Origin of the sequence: Psychrobacter pocilloporae, from assembly GCF_029872915.1 — a bacterium.
GTDB lineage: Bacteria > Pseudomonadota > Gammaproteobacteria > Pseudomonadales > Moraxellaceae > Psychrobacter > Psychrobacter pacificensis.
This window is the reverse complement of record NZ_PGFT01000001.1, coordinates 33,563-54,768: the sequence shown is the minus strand read 5'-3', so window position 1 is coordinate 54,768 and position 21,206 is coordinate 33,563. Positions and strand designations below refer to the sequence as shown.

The following is a 21,206-nucleotide window of genomic DNA, read 5'->3' as shown; positions in this document are numbered from 1 at the left end:
CGTTTTATTAAACTGCTCTGCTGATTAAAGATATATCGATCATCTATTGAGCCACCCGTTATACATAAACTTATAAGAATTTATGTCTAGGATCTATAACAACGATAAGGAAGCTATCATGAGTGATATTTTTAATGTAAAAGACACCCTTTCAGTTGCTGGCAAGGAACATGCCTACTACAGCCTGCCCAAACTTACCGAAACTTACGAGCATATCAAAACGCTACCATTTTGTATGAAGGTCGTGTTAGAGAATCTACTGCGTAACGAAGACGGTGGTCAGTCAGTCGGCAAAAACCATATCGAAGCGGTTGCCAATTGGGATGCAGGCGCCGAGGCGTCAAAAGAAATCGCCTTTATGCCAGCGCGTGTGGTATTGCAGGATTTCACCGGTGTGCCCTCAGTCGTTGATTTGGCTGCGATGCGTGATGCAGTGGTCGAGCTTGGAGGTCGTGCTGAGCAAATCAACCCATTTATCCCTAGTGAACTGGTCGTCGACCACTCGGTACAGGTCGATGCTTATGGCCGTGAGGATGCGCTGGATCTCAACGAAAAGATTGAATTTAAGCGTAATAATGAGCGTTATGAGTTCTTACATTGGGGCCGTAATGCCTTTGAGAACTTTGTCGTTGTCCCGCCCGCGACGGGTATCGTGCACCAAGTCAACCTTGAGTATCTTGCGCGCGTGGTCATGGCAGCAGAGGTCGATGGCGAGCTGACCGCCTATCCTGACACGGTATTTGGTACCGACAGTCACACGACGATGATTAATGGTATTGGCGTACTGGGTTGGGGCGTTGGCGGTATCGAAGCTGAAGCGGCGATGCTCGGTCAGCCATCTTCTATGCTGATTCCGCAAGTCGTCGGGTTTGAGCTGACAGGCAAACTCAGTGAAGGCGTCACCGCGACGGATTTGGTATTGCGTGTGGTCGAGATGCTACGAGCACATGGCGTAGTCGGTAAGTTTGTCGAATTCTACGGTGAAGGCTTGCATCAAATGCCATTAGCGGATCGGGCGACGATTGCCAATATGTCGCCTGAGTATGGTGCGACTTGTGGTATCTTCCCGATTGACCAAATGGCGATTGATTATCTGCGTCTATCAGGCCGTGACGAAGCGCAAATTGAGCTGGTCGAAAAATATGCCAAGGCGCAAGGCTTATGGCATGATGCCGATACACCAGCGGCGACTTACTCAAGTAAGCTAGAGCTCGATCTGTCCTCTGTCCAGCCAGCACTGGCAGGCCCTAATCTGCCGCAGCAGCGTATCAACCTGTCTGATATGCACGAAAAATTCGGCGAAACGCTTAAGAAGATGACCAAGGACCGCAAGGCAGAAGTTGAAGGCAAAGTACGCTTTGATCAAGAAGGCGGCGAGCAAGAGCAAGCGGAACACTTGGCAGCTGAACCCAACATCGACGTTGATACCGAAACTGACGATAGCAAAGGCTACCAGCCAGCCAATAACGTGTTCTCAAGCGTTAATATTGACGACAAAGAGCACAAATTGCGCGATGGTTCCGTGGTGATTGCCGCTATTACCTCTTGTACCAACACCTCAAATCCAGCCGTTATGATTGGTGCTGGATTGGTCGCCAAAAAAGCCGCTGCCAAAGGCCTCAAAGCCAAGCCTTGGGTTAAGACCTCATTGGCGCCCGGCTCAAAAGTAGTGACGGATTACTTAGAAAAAACCAAACTGATGGATGAGCTAGAAAAAACAGGCTTTTATTTGGTCGGTTACGGTTGTACCACGTGTATCGGTAATTCAGGTCCGCTTCCTGATGTGATCGAAAAAGGCATTGAAGAAAACGATTTGGTCGCTGCCGCGGTCTTGTCAGGGAACCGTAACTTTGAAGGTCGTATTCACTCACACGTCAAGGCCAGCTACCTAGCATCGCCGCCATTGGTTGTCGCTTATGCCTTAGCAGGAACAGTCGATATTGACTTGACTACCCACCCACTCGGTCAAGACCAAGACGGCAATGATGTCTATCTAAAAGACATTTGGCCAACGTCAGATGAAATCAACGAGCTGATTGCCAATAATATCGATGCTGATATGTTCCGCAAAAACTATGGTGAAGTGTTCGATGGTAGTAAAGAATGGAATGCGATTAGCTCAGCCGATAGTCAGCTATATCCATGGGATGAAGGCTCAACGTATATCAAAAACCCACCGTTCTTTGATGGTATGACCATGGAGCCAGAGGGTATCCCTGATATCGAAGGTGCGCGTATCTTAGGTCTGTTTGGTGACTCAATCACCACCGACCATATCTCGCCTGCGGGAAATATTGATCCAAACTCGCCAGCAGGTAAGTATCTGCAAGAGCGCGGCGTCATGGAAGCGGACTTCAACAGTTATGGCTCACGCCGTGGTAATGATGCAGTCATGACCCGTGGTACCTTTGCCAATATCCGTATCAAAAACCAAATGATGGGCGGCAAAGAAGGCGGTTATACCTATTACTTCAAAGATGACAAGTCGACGCTACAAGATGGCGAAGAAATGGCCATCTATGATGCAGCGATGAAGTATAAAGAAGATAAGCGTCCACTCGTCGTCCTCGGTGGGGCGGAGTATGGCTCAGGCTCTAGCCGTGACTGGGCAGCGAAGGGTACGATTTTGCTTGGTGTCAAAGCGGTACTCACCACCTCATTCGAGCGTATTCACCGCTCAAACCTCGTCGGTATGGGCGTGCTGCCATTGACTTTCAAAGATGGCGAAGACGCTCAAACCTACAAGCTCGATGGCTCTGAAGTGCTGAGCATCACTGGCCTAAACAATGGCGAGAGCAAAACCGCTCAAGTCACTGCCACCCGCGCCGATGGCTCGACTGAAACCTTTGAGGTCAATGTCGGTCTACAGACACCAAAAGAGCGCGAATACGTACGTCATGGCGGCGTACTGCACTATGTATTACGTCAGCTAGCGGCGGAGAGTAAGAGCGCTGCTTAGTGGTTCGTTAGACTTACAACGAAAAAGCCCAGTCTCCTTAATGTAGGGGATTGGGCTTTTTTATGGGTAGTTAGATTTTATAGAAAGTAGCTTATTTGGACATTTATAGCAGCTTTTTTAACCCTTCTCAGTCAATAGCTTAACCCCCAAACCAATAAAAACCACGCCGCTTATTTTATTTAACAGAACTTCGATAGCTGGGTTTTTTCTTAAGTTGGCACTAAATCTTGATGCCAATAAAGCAAGGCACAAACACCATACAAAGCCCGTCAGCGCAAAACTCAATCCTAAGATCAGAAATGACAAGGCGCTATGAGCATAGCTAGGATCGATAAACTGCGGAAAAAATGCGAGGAAGAATAGCGCGACTTTTGGGTTAAAGACATTGGTTAATACGCCCTGTTTGTATATTTGCCAGTGCGCTATAGAGTTGGCAGGTGCAGATGGGCTGCTTTTTGGTAAATGATTTGCCAGTAAAGAAGGCTGCTTGCTCATCAGCATTTTTATACCCAGATAGCATAAGTAGCTGGCACCGATATATTTTACAACCGTAAAGGCCAGAGGCGAGTTGATCAAAATGATCGATAGACCCAATGCGGCGAATACCGTGTGTACCAAGATGCCTGAAATGATACCGAGGACAGAATAAAACCCTGCTGCGCTGCCATGTGAGACGCTGCGGGTAATGATATACATCGTATCGGTGCCTGGAGTGAGATTTAACAAAATCGCCGCCAAGACAAAGCCCAGATAGTTTTCGATACCGAACATGGCTCATACTTCCTTGTGATAGCAATAATAGGGGAGTGTTTTATTTATCGTTTATTTCGTAGTTTACCTGGTATCGGTCGTCATGAGCAGCTCATATCGATGATTTTTATAAACGACAAACGAAAAAAATCCCAGTCACTGGATGATGACTGGGATTTTTTAGTGTTCGCTTATTAGTCTAACCTGATGCTAAGCAAAAGTGCTAATAAGTGACGCCGAATAGTGGCGTCCCCAGGGGGATTCGAACCCCCGTTACCGCCGTGAAAGGGCGGTGTCCTAGGCCTCTAGACGATGGGGACGCATAGAGTGTTATAACCTATGGTTATAACGGTACTTCACAATATCAGAGCGCTTATTTATTAATAAGCCTTGCCTAGGTGCTGACATTGTTCTCAAAGCAATATTTATCCGTTGAGCGATAAATAGTATGGTGGAGCTAAACGGAGTCGAACCGTTGACCCCTTGCATGCCATGCAAGTGCTCTACCAACTGAGCTATAGCCCCTCGCTAAGAGTGTGCGTATTTTAGGTAAGACCAGCAGTCTTGTCAACCGATATTTTTAAAAAAATGCATAAATATGCAAAAAAAAGCGTTTTAGCCTATTTTAAAGGCCCAAGAAGTCCAAATTAGCGTAGATTTTGCTTAAGCGCGATCTCTTTAATGGCTTTATCGGTATAAAACTCTGCTTCGCTACCATCAGACAAAATAATCGCACAGCATTCGGTTGGCACATATTGACCGCCTTTTTCTCGGATCGTTCTGATACTTTTGACCCCAATGATGTCATATTTGCCTAATTTATCTAGATTATGCTTGGTATAACCGCAGTAAGTGCGGTATATCCATTTTAAATCTTCAAAATCCCGACCTGTGGTTTGGGTAAGGTTTGTCTCAAAAAGCTCTTTTACGATGGCATCGTAGTATTTTTGCGCTTCTTTTAGAGTGTTAAACACATAATCTTTGCTTTCTATCGTGACGGTTTTGGCGGCCATGTTTATTTCCAATTAAAAATTTGATGATATGGAAGTAGCCGTATTGACTAACAACAAAAAAAGGGTCAGAGATGGCTTGACCCTTTTACATTCGACAAGTTTCGCTAATTAACTGTTTAGTAGATAAGTTATTCAGCTTCTGAATTACTCAGCAGCAGCCAAAAAATCTGGCAACTCTGCCGCCTGCTTCTCAAGTTTTTTCAGTTTCTTTTTGCCAAGACCGCCGAGTACATCAACCGCATGGCGCAAGCGCGTCAAGGTCATATCCGCACCGATAATCGCCATCGAGTTCATAACGGGCGTCGATGAGGTGCTACCCGCAATCGCGATAAAGAACGGCGCCATAAAATCGCGCATCTTGATATCGAGGTGAGCGGCGAGGCCTTTTAGCGTGGTATAGATGTTTTCCTCCGACCACGTCGGCAGGGTCTCAAGCTGCCAAAGCGCCAGTTGTAGCAGCTCGATGATTTGCTCAGGCTCAAGCGATTTATGGGTGAAGCTCTCAGCGGTGATGTCTGGCAGGTTTTGGAAATAAAAGCCGCCCCAGTTGACCGCGTCAGACAACAGCTCGATGCGTGGCTGAATCGCAGCGGCGATAGCGGTCAGCTTGTCACTGTTACTGGCCCATTCAAGGATTTTATTTTTTAGCTCTTCAGGGCTAAGCGCACGTAGCCACTCGCTATTGACCCAGTTAAGCTTTTCGATATCGAAGATAGGACCACCAAGCGACACACGCTGAATATCAAAGCTTGCAATCATCTCATCTAAGGTAAATTTCTCAGCATCATTGGGCATGGAGTAACCCATACGACCCAGATAGTTGAGCAACGCTTCAGGCAGCACGCCTGCATCACGATAGTAAGTGATAGAGGTTGGGTTTTTACGCTTAGACAGTTTTGATTTGTCAGGGTTACGCAGTAGTGGCATATGGCAGAGTGTTGGCATTTCCCAACCAAAATAATCATACAGCAGTTGATGCTTGGGCGCAGAGTTCAGCCACTCTTCACCGCGCATGACGTGAGTGATTTCCATCAAGTGGTCATCGACGACGTTGGCGAGATGATAGGTTGGCATACCGTCGGTTTTTAGCAGTACTTGCATGTCGACTTGGGTCCAAGGGAACTCAACTGTACCGCGTAGCATGTCTTGTACCTGACAGGTGCCTTCGGTCGGCACGCGCATACGAATCACGTGTGGTTTGCCCACGCTTACTAATTGCTCGGTTTTTTCTGGAGCAAGATGTGCGCAGCGACCGTCATAACGCGGCGTCTCGCCATTGGCCATTTGCTCAGCGCGCATGGCATCGAGCTCTTCAGGGGTACAAAAACAGCGGAACGCATGGTCTTTTTCTATGAGTATCTCGGCGTGTTTTTTGTAGATATCACTACGCTCGCTCTGACGATAAGGGGCGTGCGGGCCGCCAATATCTGGACCCTCGCTCCAGTCTAGGCCAACCCAGTGCAAGGCATCCAAAATCATTTGCTCTGATTGCTCAGTCGAGCGCGTCTGATCAGTGTCTTCGATACGTAGGATGAATTCGCCGCCATGTGCTTTGGCAAAAGCCAAGTTAAATAGGGCAATATAGGCAGTACCTACGTGTGGAAAGCCCGTGGGTGAAGGTGCGATACGCGTGCGTACAGGGCGCTTGCTGTCAGTAGAGGTTTGCATGATAAAAGTCTCAAAGTTTACTATCAATATAGGCTATTAGTATAAATAGCGATGAAAGATATGAAGAGGGTGCTAAGAAATAGCGTAAAATATAGCGCTAGTATAACAGAGACATGTGATATTTTTAATGAAAAGCCCTTCTAGTGCTTGACTACCCGTGTATCCTTGCGATAATAATGCTAGGCAAGTCATAACTTGTTTATTTTCATCCAATTACTGGCCAGTATGGTCGTCATCTATTGAGTTGTTTGTGTCCCTATCAAAGTCTACGCCAAAATCGAAAGCCAGTCTTGCTCCCACTGACCGCACTGAATCAGCGCCCAGTCCATTCTCTAATGAGGATGTCACCATGCAAGATGAACCCCTAAACCCGACTCAATCCGATAGTGAGCGTGATATCACGTCTGATGAATTAAGTTTTGTCCATGATGCGGTACTGCTAGAGGAGACCGTCGCTGCCGTGCTAGGGGTAAAATCCCTACCCAAGCAAAAAGACGGCGACCAAAATGGCTTAAATATAAGCGGTATATACGTTGATGCGACCTTTGGTCGTGGCGGTCATAGCAGGTTACTATTAAGTCAGCTTGCCGATGACGCCACACTGATTGTCTTTGACAAAGATCCGACAGCCATTAGTGTGGCGCAGGAATTGGCAAGTAAAGACAGCCGTGTGCATGTGGTTCATGACAGCTTTGCAACGTTGACAGATAGTCTGGCTGCTATGGGCATTAGTGAAGTGGATGGCTTGATGGCGGATTTGGGTATTTCATCACCGCAAATTGATGATGGTAGCCGCGGTTTTAGCTTTATGCGCGATGGGGCAGTGGACATGCGTATGGATACCAGTCGCGGCCAGTCAGTTGCCGAGTGGCTTGAGCAGGTTGACGATGAGACATTGGCCAATGTGCTTTATGAATTTGGTGAAGAGCGTCATAGTCGCCGTATTGCGCGCGCTATCAAACAGATGGAGAGCTACGAGTCTACGCTTGAGCTGGCAGAGGTAATCAAAGAGGCGCATCCCAATTGGCAACGCGGTAAGCACCCAGCCACGCAAAGCTTTCAGGCCATGCGTATTTTTATTAATAATGAGCTGGGCGATGTTGACGAATTTTTAGCGCAAAGTATTGCTATCTTGAAGTCAGGCGGGCAGCTTGCGGTCATTAGCTTTCATTCATTAGAAGATCGCCGCATCAAGCAGTTTTTGCAGCGACATAGCAAAGGGCAATATCCAGAAGATGAAAATCTACCGATGCTGCCCAATCGTCCGCGCTATTTTAGCAAGCCAAAACGCGTTGGCCCCAGCAAAGCTGAAACGAGCCAAAACCCGCGCGCGCGCAGTGCATGGTTGCGTATGGCAACTCGCACCGACACAGAGTATCAGCAGACAGTCGCGCCATAAATCATGGATGAAAACACTGAGTAAATCGCATATGATTGCTATTGTTTGTCTGAATGATGCATAAATGTCTTAATCGCTACGCCACTGTTAAAAAGCTGTAAATATTGTCTGTTAGGCTCAGCAAATAATTTTCCGTCATTTATTAGTTGAGAGTGTCTGAGATATCAAGCAACTCAATCATTCTTTACTCTAAAATAACGTGATTATTTATTCGACCTATTCGACTTTGCAAGATAGCAGGTTTAGTAAGACAGCAGGTTTTGATATGACATATCGCTATAGCGGTAGGCTGTTGCCGCTATAAGACGGTCATCTTTGGTTTTATTTTTATCAATGGTATGGCTGAGCAATGATGCGTTCATTGCTTGCAGACCATTATCTACTTTATCGTTTACGTTCACTTTTTGAGATCGTCATGGCAATATCTGACAAACCTGCAAACCGCCGCGCCGTCGCGCCCTATAACACCGATATCGGCGAGCTATTCGTGCGTCGGTTCAATGTGGTGAGCATTTATGTGGTCGTATTACTGCTCTTGGCAGCCGCAATCGTATGGAGCGGCATCAAGACTGCCGAAGCCGTTCAGCAATATCATCAGGATTATAAAACCTTGCAAGACATGAAAAAACAAGAGCGTAAGCTACAAATAGAACATCAGCGTCTATTGATTGAGCAGCAAACTTTTAGCGCCACGCCGCAAATCGCCAGTCGTGCAGTGGCGGAATTGGGTATGTACTCACCGACACTAAAGGATAAGCTGATTATTCAGCCTGGTGTCGCCACCGCCTTGGCACCAGTAGTCTCTGATGACGACGATGAGTTAGATTTAGATGTGGTCGGACCACGAGCCTCTACCGATATCTCCCCTGAAGAACCGGTAGCGGAGGCAGGACAATGAGCGACAAAAAACCTAAATCCACATCAGCAAAAAATACCAGTAAAAAACCAGCCAGTGGCAAGGTGACCAAACCATTACGCCGTGCGAGCGCTGCTAAATCTGGACAAACGAGTGATAAAGCGGCAGGCAGTCGTAAAGCCAAATTATTTGATCGTATCAAAAAGAGTGACACGAAAGGGACGCATGCTAGTGCCAGAAACCCAAAGAGCAAAAGAGGGTTTTTAGGTAAAGCCTCTGGCGCCTCGTCTCGTGGCGGCTTTGAGCAGGACAAAAACCGTTTTCGTACCGTTTGGGGTTTGGCGCTGGTTATATTGGTGCTATTGATTGGCCGTGCCTACTATATTCAGGTGGCCAACGCGCAGTTTTATCAAGACAAAGGTAATGAGCTCATTACCAGTGAGCGCACGCAAAAATCCTATCGCGGTATGATTACTGACCGTAATGATTTACCACTTGCAGTGAGCGCACCGCTGGCGACCGTGTCATTTAGCCCGCATGATTACGCGAGCGAATACTACGAGCTCAAACGTATTATCTTGACCAATCCTAATAGTCCACAATTGCAGGCGCGTATGCAAAAGCGTTTGGACAATATGGATCTGACGACGCTGGCTGCGGCTGCCAACATCTCTGTCGATGAGCTAAAAAAAGCCACGGCAATCGATGACAGTATTGATGTGACCGATGAAGCAGCAGTCAAAGCGGCGCTGCCCTCTGGTGCAGGCTCGCATTATTTACCCCTTCTCAATAAAGTCACACCTGAGATTGCGCAAAGTGTTAGCTCGCTTGATTTCCCTGGTGTCCATGAGAAAAATTTCTTTCAGCGTTATTATCCGCAGCCGCAATCTAACGCGCAGTTGTTAGGGTTTATGGGGCAAAACGCCAACGACCCTGAGGGTGGTTACGAAGGACGTGCTGGTATTGAGCGCCAGTATGAAAAAGATTTAGCAGGCGACGATGGCAAAGTGCTTGTTTTAAAAGATGCCAAACAAAACAGCTTAAAAGAGATCAAGCAACTTGAGCCTGAGATACCAGGCAAAGATATGGCACTGACGATTGATTCGCGGTTGCAATACTTGCTCTACAAAGAGCTAGAAAAAGCAGGGCGTCTGCAAAAAGCGCGCTGGTCGACGGGTATGATCGTCGATGTACAGACTGGTGAAGTACTGGCGCTCTCCACATGGCCATCATTCAACTCAAACAATCTCAATGAGATGACCGGTGAAAACCAGCGTAACCGTGCGCTATTGGATGTGTTTGAACCCGGTTCGGTGATGAAGCCGTTCACCGTTGCGGCAGCCTTAGATTCAGGCAAATATACGCCGACCACTTTAATTGACACCAATCCTGGCTCAATTCGCGTGCGTGGCTATACCATCCGCGATCATAATAACTTGGGCATGATCAACATGGCGACGCTATTACAGAAGTCTAGTAACGTGGCTTCAACTAAGATTGCGTTGTCGCTACCGCCTGATGCCATTACTAATATGCAACGACAGTTTGGCTTTGGTTCAAAAACGCCTTTACAGTTCCCAGGTGAGGGCAGTGGTCTGATTGTGACGCCAAAAGAGAAAGAAACCTCACGCCGTGCGACAGTCAGCTATGGTTATGGTTTACAAGTGACACTAGCGCAGGTAGCGCAGGCTTATTCAGCCCTCGCAGCAGGCGGAGTGATGCACCCGTTGACTTTGATCAAAGATGACAAACCGCAACCAAGCAAGCGTATTATGGCGCGCGAGCAGGCGATGTCTATTGTACAGATGCTTGAGAGCGTGACCGAGGCAGGTGGAACAGCTAAAGCTGCCGCCATTGACGGATACCGTGTGGCAGGCAAGACGGGTACCTCGCGCCGTATCAACCCAGAGGGTGGCTATTATTCTGACCAGTATCGCAATGTCTTTGCTGGTATGGCACCAGCGTCTAATCCAAAGCTTGTGGGCGTCATGCTCATTGAAGATCCGCGCGGTCAGATTTATGCGGGTCTAACGGTCGCACCTGTGTTCCACAACGTGATGAAAGAAGCGTTACGATTGTATAATGTGCCTTTAGATAAGCCGCTCAAAACAGAACCACAGTAGGCGTTCAATGATTTTAAGTAGTCAGCTCTTTAAGGGCTGATTTGTATTAACTGTTTAGGATTTGCTCATGACCATGCCTACCTTATCGCCAAATAGCGCCACTGTTACGACGGCCACTCTACAGCAGCTTATCCATACTAGCGATAATAGGCTGGCGCAACAGCTAACCGCGATGATCGCAGCATCGGTTCAACAGGCGTCGAGTCAGTCAGGGGCGGATCAGATTCAATCAATTGCTCATATTCCTTTTCAGCAGTTCCAACTAGACAGCCGTCAACTATCCAATAATGACGTATTCATCCTTTTAAAAAGCCACAATCCAAATTACCAAAAGAGCCGAAATTATTTGCTACAAGCCGCTGAGAAGGCTGCTTTTGTCCTCTCAGAGATGGATCCTGCTGCCTTGATTAGCGAAGCAAATACCCCTCTGAAGATGGATGGTGAGTCTAACGCACAGCAGCAATTAGCAGCGCTGCCGTGCCCAATCTTATACGTTCCTAATATTCGTGATTTCTTAGGCAGCTTAATCCAAGCATATTTGCAATATCAGCAGCCAGTGACCCTGCCAAAGGTAGTCGCTGTCACGGGAACCAATGGTAAAACCACCATCAGTCAATTGGTGGCACAGCTGACCCAATTAACAGGCATGAGCAGTGCAGTGATGGGTACGGCAGGTAATGGTCGCCTTGGCGCTTTGGTGCAAGCCAGCCATACCACTGGAGACGCTTTGGCTGTACAGCAGTTTTTATATCAAATGGGTACCGAGAATGCTGAAATATTGGCATTAGAGGCCAGCTCTCATGGTCTGGATCAGCAGCGTTTACAAGGCGTGCCAGTTAGCATTGCGATTTATACCAATCTGAGTCGTGACCACTTAGACTATCATGCTGATATGGAAGAATACGCGTCTGCCAAAGCCAAGCTATTTGATAAAGCTCACTTCCCAGATTTGACCCATGCCATCATCAACGTCGATGATGAACATGCTCAGATTATGTTGGATACAGCCACTGCTAGTGATTTGACGGTATGGACGTACAGTCTAGAGCCTGCAACATCTGCTACTTTTGTCGCTGCTGATATCGAGCCAAGTCTACAGGGCGTCAAGATAAGTCTGCGTACTGACTTTAATGATAAAACAGTTGGTGATGAGAAAACGGATATTATCGAGATTGTCAGTCCATTAGTCGGTCGCTTTAATGTTGCCAACTTGATCGCAGCGATGGCGGCAGCTGCGGCGCTCGGTGCTAAGTCAGACATCAGTACCGAGCATATTGCGACGGCTGTTCCTAAGCTACAAGGTGCAGTTGGGCGTATGCAGCGCGTGCCATCGAATGATGGCTGTTTTATCGTTGATTATGCACATACGCCAGATGCCTTAAGTCAAGTGCTGGCGAGCCTGAAAACTCACTGTAAAGGTCAGCTATGGGCAGTGTTTGGTTGTGGCGGTGACCGTGATGCAGGTAAGCGCCCACTGATGGCGCAAGCGGGCCTCACAGGTGCTGATCAAGTTGTCTTGACCGCTGACAATCCACGTACCGAAGACCCTAATGCCATCTTACAGGATATGCAGGCTGGGATGAGTGCTGAACAATATCAACGTACGCATATAGAACCTGCTCGCCAAAAGGCCATTGAATATGCCGTCAGTCAGGCAGGTCCAGACGATATTGTCGTCATCGCTGGTAAAGGCCATGAGACCTATCAAGAGATTAACAACGTCCGTTACGATTTTGATGACAGTGTGATTTTGCAGCAGGCGTTAGCGCAAGCGGGCCGTATATAGTCGAGTGATTATCGATACCCCTATTATCAAAAAATTAAACATTAAATATAAAAATTGAGTAGTCATTATATAAGGTAACCATTATGACAGCCGACAACGATAACACCATCCAGTCGCAAGGGCTTTATGTCTGGCAAATGGATAATATGCTCGAGGCGACAGCGTCGCTCGATGGTCACTGGCAACTGCCACAAGACTATACAGATGCAGGCCAGCCAGCCCTAGCCAGTCAGCGTATTGCGACCGACACTCGTACGATAAAGCCTGGTGATATCTTTTTGGCGTTACGTGGTGAGAACTTCGATGGTCATGACTATATCGATATGGCAGCATCAAAAGGTGCCATTGCTGTCATTGTGTCTCGTCCTATCTTATCTGAGTCAAATGCGATTCCGCAGCTGGTTGTCAGTGATACCCGTTTGGCGTTAGGGCAGTTGGCAAGCTATCGTCGTCAGCAGCATAAAGATCTGACCGTGATAGCGATTACTGGTTCTAGCGGTAAAACCACCTGCAAAGAAATGCTAGGCAGTATTTTTGGTCGATTGGCACCGACATTGATTACTCGTGGTAACCTCAATAATGATTTGGGTGTGCCAATGATGCTGCTTGAGTTATCAGACCATCATCGCTATGCCATTTTAGAATTGGGTGCCAACCACATTGGTGAGATCGCCTATACGACTGAGATTGTGCGCCCTGATGTGGCCTGTATCCTAAATATTGGTACGGCTCATCTGGGTGAGTTCGGTAGCCGTGAAGGTATTTGCCAAACCAAGGCGGAGATTTATCACACCTTAACGGATGCGCAGTTTGCGATTGTTCCTGATAAAGACGATTTTACCAATCAGTTACGCCGCATTGCTGAAAAGCACACGTCACATGTGATTGGGTTTGGTAATACCGATGTGAGCGCAAGCCATCTAGATGTAGAGCCTGAGCGTAGTGAGTTTAAGCTACATATCGGTAATCAGGTTCATGATATCAATTTGCCATTAGCAGGCGAGCACAATGTCAATAATGCTTTGGCTGCTGCAGCCTGTGCGCATGCATTAAATATCAACGTCAGTGATATTGTTATCGGCCTTGAAAACGCGCGTCCAGCCAAAGGTCGTCTGAACAGTCAGATACTGGGTAAGCACCGTCTGATTGATGATACGTATAACGCCAACCCACACTCGGTACGCGCCGCTGCCAAAGTATTGGCTGCACAAACGGGTACGCAAGTGATGGTGTTGGGTGATATCGGCGAGCTAGGAGAGGCGGCAGTTAGTGAGCATCAAAGCCTCGGCCGTACTATCGCGACCACAGGTATCGATGTGCTGCTCTGTGTTGGCGAATATGCCAAGGCCACCGTTGCTGGTGCGAAAGAGGTTGCTGATATCAATGCTCAGGCATTCGCAGACAAAGACAGCTTATTGCAGTATTTGCAGCCGTATTTACAAGCGCACCAAGCAAAACCTTGTACGGTGTTGTTCAAAGGCTCGCGTTCCATGACAATGGAAACACTTATTCATGCGCTAGTAGAGGAGTAGGCGGTGTTAGTTTGGTTGTTTGGCTGGCTTGGCCAGTATTATACACCGTTTTCTGCGGTTTCTTCGTTGACGTTGCGAGCGCTGCTTGCGGTTATCACAGCGCTTGTGTTTAGTATGTTTTTTGGCGGGCGGGTCATTCAGCATCTGCGTGCGCTCAAATACGGTCAGGCCATTCGCAATGATGGGCCGCAATCGCATTTGGTCAAGACCGGTACGCCAACCATGGGCGGGGTATTGATTCTCAGTGCTATTGGGGTATCGACTCTGCTATGGGCACGTTTGAACAATCCTTATGTGTGGATTTTGCTCGTTGTTATGGTGATCTTCGGTGCTGTAGGGTGGGCGGATGATTGGCTCAAAATCAAGTATAAAGATCCCAAAGGTCTGATTGCGCGCAAGAAATATTTTTGGTTGTCGATGGGCGCATTATTCGTCGGCGTCTCTTTATACTACATCGCCACACTACAGCCGGATATCAATACGACTCACGAGATGCAAGATCTGTTGGTGCCGGTTTTTAAAGATTGGATGATTCCATTTTCGGCAGTACCTTTTGGTATTGGTTTTATTATCTTTACCTACTTTGTGATCAATGGTGCGTCCAATGCGGTTAACTTAACTGATGGCCTTGATGGCTTAGCAATCCTACCAGTAGTGCTTGTCGCAGCAGGCTTGGGTGCGATGGCTTATGTGTCAGGCGATGTGCGCTTTGCGGATTATTTGCACGTTCCGTATATTCCCTATAACTCTGAAGTCATTATCGTTTGTGGCGCCATGGTCGGGGCGGGTCTTGGCTTTTTGTGGTTCAATGCGCATCCTGCACAAGTATTTATGGGTGATGTGGGCGCGTTGGCACTGGGTGCGATGCTCGGTACGATTGCCGTGATGACGCGACAAGAGATTGCCTTTGCCATTATGAGTGGTCTATTTGTCGCTGAAGCGCTATCAGTAATGCTGCAAGTTGGCTCTTATAAATTGCGCAAAAAACGCGTTTTCCGTATGGCTCCGCTACATCATCATTTTGAAGAAATTGGCTGGAAAGAGACGCAAGTGGTGACGCGGTTTTGGATTATCGCCATCATTCTCGTCATCCTTGGGTTAATGACTTTGAAGCTGCGTTAGAAAAACAAGCCTCAAACATACCTAACTTTCCTGCTTAGAAGCCATCTCGATGATTATTGAGGTGGCTTTTTATCGTCTAAGCAACACGAAATTTGTTAAAATGTGGGTCATATTGCTATGACGTTGAGATACCTGTGTCCTTATTTATTTGTCCCCTTTGCCAGTCACCCATGCAGCCTGCAGCCGATACGTGGCGCTGTGACGGTAGTTTGCACCCCAAAAACACCTCACACCCTTTTGATGTGGCTCGCCAAGGTTACGTCAACCTGTTGCCTGTACAGCAGAAGAAATCAAAAGCACCTGGCGACAGTCAAGAATCTATCAATGCCCGCAAGCGATTTTTGAACCATGGGCACTATGGGCCGTTACAGAATCTGATTAGCCAAAAGATGGCAGCGCTACTGTCAAAAAGTGAGGCCATAGAGGAGCAGGATACTCAGTCTGTGAATTGGCTTGATATTGGCTGCGGCGAGGGCTACTACATGCAGGCAATGGCACAACTTGGCTCAGGTATTATTGATAACTTACTCGCAGCGGATATCAGCAAACCTGCATTGGTGGAATTGGCTAAAGTCAGTAAGGCGGCAGGTCGTCTTTGGTATCAGCGCAATAATACTAATGCTGCCAAAACAACGGTGATTTATCCGCTAGTGACCAGCGCCGCGCATCTACCGTTACGCTCTCATAGTGTGACGGGTATTAGCAGTATTTTTAGTCCTATTTTACCTGAAGCGTTCGCTGAGGTATTGGCCGATGATGGTTATTTAATCATTGCCAAACCAGATGCCGGACACTTGGCGACGATGCGAGATGCCTTATTCGATGATGTGCGTGAGCATGATTCTGATAAGTTTTTACACGAGTTGGCGCCATACTTTACGTTGATGGGGACTGACCATGTTAGTACAGAGATGACATTATCAGCGGATGATTTGGCTGATTTAATGACCATGACCCCGTATGCCTACCGCGCACGTAGTGAAAAAAGACAAGCGTTACTGGAGCTTAGTAAGCACGCGCCATTTAATACAGAGGCCAAGTTTGTGGTTTATATTTTGCAAAAAAAGGCGTCCAGTTGAGAGCCTTTTAATATTTTTGTTACGGCATCCACTAATCAGTATTCTTGTAGTAGCCAACCGCTACCAAAGGCAAAATACTCTCGAAACCATGCATTGTAGCGAATAGACAGTGGGGTTGGGCTGGCAAGCGTGATTGGTTGCGTATAACCTTGATGGAGGGCAATGGCGGCTGCGCGGATGGTATGAAAGTCGCTGGTGACAATCGCAATCGGTACCTCTTTATCAATACCATGCTGTTCAAGTATGATTTGGCTGTACGCCAAATTCTCCTCAGTACTGGTACTTTTCCCTTCTTGATAGATACGATCTAGTGGAATGTCATGGGTTTGCGCCAAGTAAGTCGCCATGATGTCCGCCTCACTGCGCGTGTGCTCATAGCCCATACCGCCACTGGTAATAATCAATGCCTGTGGTTGCTGCTCAATCAGTGTTGCTGCCGTATCCAAGCGACTAGCTAAGGTAGGGGTCGGCTTGCCATCGACCGTCCCAGAACCGAGTATAATAATAGCTGCTACAGGTGGCAAATCTTGTCTGCCCTGGGCAATCTGCTGCTGCAATGAATAAACAAAGAGCAAAAAGCTTATGAACCATAACCCAAACGCTAGCCACAATCCGTACCAAATACGTCGCAGTAAAGGATTCTTAGCAAGTATTTTTATAATTAAAGGAGCACCTAGTCCATGCCCTACAAAAACCACGCCTATCAAAAAAGGCAGCACTGTACCAAAATTAACCTTATCTACGGCCATCAGAGCAGTACAGTCAATGATGAGTATGGATCCAAGCGCTATCAATACGATACGTAATAATCCAAACATAAATTTTTTATCCTGTCAGCACTGATAGATCAATCACGCTTTCTATATAAGTGTCAAACATTCAGCATCAAATATTAAACGCTACAGCCACATCAACAGCGACCAAAAGCGTTATACATACTTCTAGGTCTGCCCGTCTATTTACACCAGTGGCACAACTATACAACTGTCTGCAGTTTAGTGGACGAATATGCCAAATAAAGGTAACAATCGCAACCTTTCTTCAAGTTTCATAAAGCTACTTAATACGAGAACCAGTTATCATTTTCTTTGTCGATAGAGCGATGCTTTATCGTGATACTTCATAAGGTATCTTTAATCATCATTTATTAATATGAATTACATTAGGAAAAAACAATGAAAAAGATAATAGTAAGTTCGATTTTAGCCGCTACCGCTTGTTTATCTATGGTTGGTCAAGCCAACGCTGCACCTGACTACTCAAAGTCTCATGCCGCTCAAGTACAGCATCAAAAGCATGATGCTAAAGCCAAAGTAGGTAGTAAACATAAAGTTGTCAAAAACAAGGCAAAGGTATCACAGCAAAAAGCAAAAATAGTGGCTGCCAAGCATAAAGCACAAGAAAAGCATCAAGACAAATATCAGGGCAAATATAAAAACGATAAACAAAGCAAAAACGACTACAGACACCGCTCTTAAAAGTGATATCTGATTATTTAAAAATGACGCCCTAAGTAGGCGTCATTTTTATGTGCAATGGTTTGGCTAGTAGTTGTGATATATCTGGTCTTGTATCTCTATTTGAAGAGATATTACGGTTTAGCAGATATGCAAAACGCTCACACCTTAACGTTTCTTAAACTTTCATCAAGCTACTTAACATAGGAACTGGCTATGATAAGAGACAGTATTAACATCATCTGCGCGCGCTAGTTATCTCAAGTAGTGCTTTTCAATCAAACCAGTGATGTTAAATATTCATTGACTGTCCTAAATAATCATCTTAAAAATCGACTGAGAGCGCCCATGAGACAAACCTTGTTCGTACTATTTATCACCTTATTCAGTGTAATAGGCTACTCAGCCAACGCGATGGTACCAAGCATTGCTTTTGCAGAAGCAGTAAACGCGACTCCAAAACCAGTCATGTCTGCTGAAACGAAAAAAATCAGACGAGACTGCCGCATAAGTTTGGGGTTGAACAAGTTACATATGAATCTAAGTGACAGTGAAAAAGAAGCAATAAAGAGATGTATAGGCAGTAAACAGCTGTAGATTTAGATATTAGCAGCAATAGAGCAGTGATATGAGCCAGCAATATTCTTTATTGGTGGTTTTTTTTGATAGATAGGATAAAAATCACCATTTAGGCAGCATTAGACGATCAGACTGACAGTCTTACTGTTAAGGTGTCTGGATTTTATTTAGGATAGAGTATGACAGTACAGAAAAACTAGTGCGTTTCTCAGAATAGATAAGATTGGCGGTGAAGGAGGAAGTCTTACTATAGGTGTAAGTAATTGATTTGGTTGAATTTAATCTAGGGGCTGTAGTAGATAAGCACTATGCTAGACTACTTTTATGAAGATAACCCATTGTAAACTAAGTAAAAAAATACAGCGAAGGCTGTTAGAGTTTTTTACGGCTGAAGTGACTGCTAGAACAGCCGCAGATTTGCTTAATATCCAGCCTAACAGTGCTGCACTTTTTTATCATAAAATAAGACTTGTGATAGATTACCATCTCTCATTACAAGCTGATGAGCTTTTTGATGGTGAGGTCGAATTAGATGAAAGTTACTTTGGCGGTGTACGCAAAGGCAAAAGAGGTCGCGGGGCTGCTGGTAAAACCGCTGTATTTGGGATTCTAAAACGAAACGGTAAGGTGTATACCATTGTCGTAGCAGACACCAAACAGACTACTCTAATGCCTGTTATTAAGCGTAAAATCAAGCCTGACAGCTTTGTTTATACGGATAGCTATCGAAGTTACAATGCACTGGATGTGAGCGAGTTTAAACATTTCAGAGTCAATCACTCTAAAGAGTTCACTTGCGGTAAAAACAATCACATCAATGGCATTGAGAACTTCTGGAATCAGTCTAAACGAACACTCAGAAAGTATAATGGAATCGATAAGAAGAACTTCCATTTATTTTTAAAAGAATGTGAGTTTAGATTTAACTATGGTTCACCATCTAATCAGCTAAAATTCCTGAGAAAATGGTGTGATATTTAATCCTTATCTACTACAGCCCCTAATTTTACTCATCTAGGACAGCCCCTTCTTTTTAATCTATTCAAACAATCTTTATTCGATATAAATATTAAGCATTTAACATGCCAAGACGTATTTAGAACCAATTCTCCATAAAAAAATCCTGCCTTGAAGTAAGACAGGATTTTTTTATCGCAAGGCTAATTTTCTAGCCTATGCTATTTACAACTTAGAATGCTTTAGTAATTGTAAATACAGCACCAGTCTCTACACCACGTTTGTATGGGTTGGTGTCGGCGTCAATATTTGTGCCGACAGCAGCAAGCTCAGCTGACAGGTCTTCAACAGAAGCAAAGCTGTAAGTCACACCAACTTTCCAGTCGATGTAGTTATCATCGCCACTAGCGTTATCACTGAAATCATAATCGTCAGCAGTGGTATAACCTAAGCTTGCTACACCACCGAAAGATGCGCTCAATGGCATGCTATAAGTCAGGTTTAAATACCATGCATCAGTATCTAAGCCAAAAAAATCATTAGTGAAATTCACGCTTGCAAGCAAACTGTCACCAACAGTGATGGTGTCTGCAAAACCTAGACGTGCATACAGCTCAAGCCAATTCAAATCAGAAGCACTTGGATAGCCGTAGTACCATAAACCGACATCTAAAACTGGTTTAGACGCCAAAGAGCCAAGTTCAGTGCTATAACCTACATATGGATCGAGCTCTAATGAGCTACCAAAGCCGACATTCGAGCCCCAGACACCTGCGTATAAGCCAGAGCTATGGGTTAATCCATAACCAACTTGAACGGCAGGGTCGCTTTCAGTTTGTGTCATACCACGATAGCGGTAATCTGAAGTCATTGCTGCAGTACCAGAGAATGATACATCGCTTTCAGCTGCCATAGTCAAGCCACTTGCACAAGTGAGTAAAGATGCAGCCACTAATGTAGAAAGTTTAAAGTTCATGTTGGTATTCCCCCAAGCTGTTTATTACAAATGTTCAAATCGAAATGATTTGACTCTGAACTTGTTATTGAAATAGCAAAGGGCGTGCCAACTTTATTAAGTTACTGTTTTATCTTATTTCTTTGCAATAAAACTGCAATAACTTACAAAACCAACTTTGAAGCATTATTGTATTGCACAAATATTGGGCGATTTATTGATTTTGCACCAAAACAAATCAAACTGTATCAAATTGTTTGTAAATAGGAATTATTCTTATACAGTTTATATTCTGCACGATGCAATAAAAAAAACCAACCGCAGTTGGTTGGCTTTTTAAGTATTTTCTTCTGAGCAAAGCATGAAAAATTATTTTTCCATATTTGATAGGATTGATGTTCTGACATCATCCAATGTGGCATTGATGGTGAGCATCACGGCATCGGCACATTGTTTGATCGCAGTGTCAGGATCTTTTAGACCATTACCCGTCACTGTGCAAACGATCACCGAACCTTCAGCGATTTTACCTGCTTTAATATCACGGATTGCACCGCCGATTGAAGCCGCCGATGCAGGCTCAACGAATACGCCTTTTACTTCTAATACTCTTGGATTAGGTTTGGTCATTTTTTATCCTTTTAGCTGTCTAGTTAACCCACTTTAAAAATGATACAGTGCTACTGGGATGAATTTTGTGCAGCCTCTGTGTAAGCAGCACGCAAAGAAAATTTATACCAGTAGCGCGTTTAAATCCATAACATTTTTACATTCAGCTGACTATAGGCTATCTAGAAGGCACCTCTTTCTTATTATTGCTCTTCATCGCCATGCCACTAAAATATATGATGGACATTCCAGAAGGTGTGAAATACATCGGTATGGCACACGGTATGTTGTTTATTACCTATATCATACCCCACTCTCAACTTCGAAAGTGATTGAAAAAAGAAGAGCACCTCACTAGGGTG

Annotated in this window: 16 protein-coding genes, 2 tRNA genes and 2 pseudogenes; 11 read left to right on the top strand and 9 right to left on the bottom strand. The window is 45.5% G+C overall.

The genetic code is table 11. From position 1 onward, the window contains the following. Positions 1 to 118 precede the first annotated feature (118 nt). Positions 119 to 2,959: an aconitate hydratase AcnA gene (gene acnA, locus CUR83_RS00255; RefSeq protein ID WP_284718843.1), complete on the top strand. Its 2,841-nt coding sequence runs from the start codon at positions 119 to 121 to the stop codon at positions 2,957 to 2,959. Between the two features lie 117 nt (positions 2,960 to 3,076). Here acnA and CUR83_RS00250 read toward each other — a convergent pair whose 3' ends face one another. The 5 genes from CUR83_RS00250 to gltX all read right to left on the bottom strand — a co-directional run bounded on the left by CUR83_RS00250 (position 3,077) and on the right by gltX (position 6,393). Beyond that, positions 3,077 to 3,730 (bottom strand): LysE family translocator, encoded by a 654-nt coding sequence (locus CUR83_RS00250; RefSeq protein WP_186474973.1) that lies wholly within the window; start codon positions 3,728 to 3,730, stop codon positions 3,077 to 3,079. Between the two features lie 223 nt (positions 3,731 to 3,953). Further along, positions 3,954 to 4,029: transfer RNA gene (locus tag CUR83_RS00245), tRNA-Glu, on the bottom strand. Between the two features lie 129 nt (positions 4,030 to 4,158). Next, positions 4,159 to 4,234 (bottom strand) — tRNA-Ala (locus tag CUR83_RS00240). 122 nt (positions 4,235 to 4,356) lie between these two features. After that, positions 4,357 to 4,722, bottom strand: a complete 366-nt coding sequence (locus CUR83_RS00235; protein WP_186474972.1) for a hypothetical protein — start codon at positions 4,720 to 4,722, stop codon at positions 4,357 to 4,359. 144 nt (positions 4,723 to 4,866) lie between these two features. Beyond that, positions 4,867 to 6,393 (bottom strand): glutamate--tRNA ligase, encoded by a 1,527-nt coding sequence (gene gltX, locus CUR83_RS00230; protein WP_186475412.1) that lies wholly within the window; start codon positions 6,391 to 6,393, stop codon positions 4,867 to 4,869. 346 nt (positions 6,394 to 6,739) lie between these two features. On the opposite strand from gltX, the gene rsmH reads away from it, so the two are divergent. Further along, positions 6,740 to 7,789: a 16S rRNA (cytosine(1402)-N(4))-methyltransferase RsmH gene (rsmH, locus tag CUR83_RS00225; protein ID WP_071002755.1), complete on the top strand. Its 1,050-nt coding sequence runs from the start codon at positions 6,740 to 6,742 to the stop codon at positions 7,787 to 7,789. Between the two features lie 242 nt (positions 7,790 to 8,031). On the opposite strand, the gene CUR83_RS00220 is transcribed toward rsmH, so the two are convergent. Further along, positions 8,032 to 8,190, bottom strand: coding sequence for a hypothetical protein (locus CUR83_RS00220; RefSeq protein WP_156770989.1), 159 nt, complete (start codon positions 8,188 to 8,190; stop codon positions 8,032 to 8,034). 14 nt (positions 8,191 to 8,204) lie between these two features. Here CUR83_RS00220 and ftsL point away from each other — a divergent pair, with 14 nt between their 5' ends. From ftsL to CUR83_RS00190, 6 genes are all read left to right on the top strand, one after another. After that, positions 8,205 to 8,687, top strand: coding sequence for a cell division protein FtsL (ftsL, locus tag CUR83_RS00215; RefSeq protein ID WP_071003736.1), 483 nt, complete (start codon positions 8,205 to 8,207; stop codon positions 8,685 to 8,687). Further along, positions 8,684 to 10,768, top strand: coding sequence for a peptidoglycan D,D-transpeptidase FtsI family protein (locus tag CUR83_RS00210; protein ID WP_284718842.1), 2,085 nt, complete (start codon positions 8,684 to 8,686; stop codon positions 10,766 to 10,768). The genes ftsL and CUR83_RS00210 overlap by 4 nt, the downstream gene beginning before the upstream one ends. A gap of 67 nt (positions 10,769 to 10,835) precedes the next feature. Beyond that, positions 10,836 to 12,554, top strand: coding sequence for a UDP-N-acetylmuramoyl-L-alanyl-D-glutamate--2,6-diaminopimelate ligase (locus CUR83_RS00205; RefSeq protein WP_284718841.1), 1,719 nt, complete (start codon positions 10,836 to 10,838; stop codon positions 12,552 to 12,554). 83 nt (positions 12,555 to 12,637) lie between these two features. Then, complete coding sequence (locus tag CUR83_RS00200) at positions 12,638 to 14,086, top strand: UDP-N-acetylmuramoyl-tripeptide--D-alanyl-D-alanine ligase (protein ID WP_093070127.1); 1,449 nt, start codon at positions 12,638 to 12,640, stop codon at positions 14,084 to 14,086. A gap of 3 nt (positions 14,087 to 14,089) precedes the next feature. Then, positions 14,090 to 15,208: a phospho-N-acetylmuramoyl-pentapeptide-transferase gene (mraY, locus tag CUR83_RS00195; RefSeq protein ID WP_186474969.1), complete on the top strand. Its 1,119-nt coding sequence runs from the start codon at positions 14,090 to 14,092 to the stop codon at positions 15,206 to 15,208. A gap of 128 nt (positions 15,209 to 15,336) precedes the next feature. Beyond that, entirely contained in the window at positions 15,337 to 16,287 is a 951-nt protein-coding gene (locus CUR83_RS00190) for a putative RNA methyltransferase (protein ID WP_342213128.1), read from the top strand. Between the two features lie 35 nt (positions 16,288 to 16,322). On the opposite strand, the gene CUR83_RS00185 is transcribed toward CUR83_RS00190, so the two are convergent. Beyond that, positions 16,323 to 17,105 (bottom strand): YdcF family protein, encoded by a 783-nt coding sequence (locus tag CUR83_RS00185; RefSeq protein WP_093070132.1) that lies wholly within the window; start codon positions 17,103 to 17,105, stop codon positions 16,323 to 16,325. Between the two features lie 357 nt (positions 17,106 to 17,462). Here CUR83_RS00185 and CUR83_RS00180 point away from each other — a divergent pair, with 357 nt between their 5' ends. Beyond that, the gene (locus CUR83_RS00180) at positions 17,463 to 17,765 is read left to right on the top strand and encodes a hypothetical protein (RefSeq protein ID WP_071002761.1); all 303 of its coding nucleotides are present in this window, start codon (positions 17,463 to 17,465) and stop codon (positions 17,763 to 17,765) included. Between the two features lie 882 nt (positions 17,766 to 18,647). Continuing rightward, on the top strand, positions 18,648 to 19,304 hold the full coding sequence (locus CUR83_RS00175; protein WP_189586920.1) for an IS1595 family transposase: 657 nt from the start codon (positions 18,648 to 18,650) through the stop codon (positions 19,302 to 19,304). Between the two features lie 208 nt (positions 19,305 to 19,512). On the opposite strand, the gene CUR83_RS00170 is transcribed toward CUR83_RS00175, so the two are convergent. Next, positions 19,513 to 20,256 carry a TorF family putative porin gene (locus tag CUR83_RS00170; protein ID WP_071001644.1) on the bottom strand — a complete coding sequence of 248 codons (744 nt, stop codon included), beginning with the start codon at positions 20,254 to 20,256 and terminating at the stop codon, positions 19,513 to 19,515. Between the two features lie 348 nt (positions 20,257 to 20,604). Further along, positions 20,605 to 20,832: pseudogene (locus CUR83_RS00165) on the bottom strand (threonine synthase); the annotation flags it as partial. Positions 20,833 to 21,005: 173 nt separating this feature from the next. On the opposite strand from CUR83_RS00165, the pseudogene CUR83_RS13415 reads away from it, so the two are divergent. Next, positions 21,006 to 21,152: pseudogene (locus CUR83_RS13415) on the top strand (DUF3817 domain-containing protein); the annotation flags it as partial. Positions 21,153 to 21,206 lie beyond the last annotated feature (54 nt).

What these genes read in the sequence shown, in the direction of transcription:
- acnA (WP_284718843.1), top strand. Translation starts at nt 119, where the DNA reads ATGAGTGATATTTTTAATGTAAAAGACACCCTTTCAGTTGCTGGCAAG.
- CUR83_RS00250 (WP_186474973.1), bottom strand. Translation starts at nt 3,730, where the DNA reads ATGTTCGGTATCGAAAACTATCTGGGCTTTGTCTTGGCGGCGATTTTG.
- CUR83_RS00235 (WP_186474972.1), bottom strand. Translation starts at nt 4,722, where the DNA reads ATGGCCGCCAAAACCGTCACGATAGAAAGCAAAGATTATGTGTTTAAC.
- rsmH (WP_071002755.1), top strand. Translation starts at nt 6,740, where the DNA reads ATGCAAGATGAACCCCTAAACCCGACTCAATCCGATAGTGAGCGTGAT.
- ftsL (WP_071003736.1), top strand. Translation starts at nt 8,205, where the DNA reads ATGGCAATATCTGACAAACCTGCAAACCGCCGCGCCGTCGCGCCCTAT.
- CUR83_RS00210 (WP_284718842.1), top strand. Translation starts at nt 8,684, where the DNA reads ATGAGCGACAAAAAACCTAAATCCACATCAGCAAAAAATACCAGTAAA.
- CUR83_RS00205 (WP_284718841.1), top strand. Translation starts at nt 10,836, where the DNA reads ATGACCATGCCTACCTTATCGCCAAATAGCGCCACTGTTACGACGGCC.
- CUR83_RS00200 (WP_093070127.1), top strand. Translation starts at nt 12,638, where the DNA reads ATGACAGCCGACAACGATAACACCATCCAGTCGCAAGGGCTTTATGTC.
- CUR83_RS00185 (WP_093070132.1), bottom strand. Translation starts at nt 17,105, where the DNA reads ATGTTTGGATTATTACGTATCGTATTGATAGCGCTTGGATCCATACTC.
- CUR83_RS00180 (WP_071002761.1), top strand. Translation starts at nt 17,463, where the DNA reads ATGAAAAAGATAATAGTAAGTTCGATTTTAGCCGCTACCGCTTGTTTA.
- CUR83_RS00175 (WP_189586920.1), top strand. Translation starts at nt 18,648, where the DNA reads ATGAAGATAACCCATTGTAAACTAAGTAAAAAAATACAGCGAAGGCTG.
- CUR83_RS00170 (WP_071001644.1), bottom strand. Translation starts at nt 20,256, where the DNA reads ATGAACTTTAAACTTTCTACATTAGTGGCTGCATCTTTACTCACTTGT.